The organism is Paraburkholderia sp. SIMBA_054 (assembly GCF_046534875.1).
GTDB lineage: Bacteria > Pseudomonadota > Gammaproteobacteria > Burkholderiales > Burkholderiaceae > Paraburkholderia > Paraburkholderia hospita.
The window spans coordinates 1-304 of record NZ_JAWRXV010000507.1; the positions used below are offsets into that span (position 1 = coordinate 1).

The window sequence follows — 304 nt, forward strand, 5'->3', positions numbered from 1 at the left end:
AATGGCTCGAGGCAGACGGCTTCGGCGGCTTCGCGTCGGGGACCGTGGGCACCGAGCGCACGCGCCGCTATCACGCATTGCTGCTGGCGGCCACGCGCGCGCCAGGCGGGCGCGTCGTGCTGGTCAACGGCGCGGAAGCCTGGCTCGATGGTATTCTCGCCAACCGCCTGCCGAAAATCGGTCGCGTCAACCTCGCGCATCATCTGACCGAGAAGGGCGGAGTTCAGGCGGAATATGTGGTGTCGCGTCTCGATGATGGTACTTTTTATATGATTTCCACCCCACGTGCCGAACGCTGGAACTT

General features: G+C 63.8%; 1 protein-coding gene. It reads left to right on the top strand.

All coding sequences use genetic code 11. The features are described from left to right. Window positions 1-304 (top strand): glycogen debranching enzyme N-terminal domain-containing protein (locus tag SB822_RS56105; protein WP_410858979.1); only part of this gene is annotated, 304 nt, incomplete at both ends.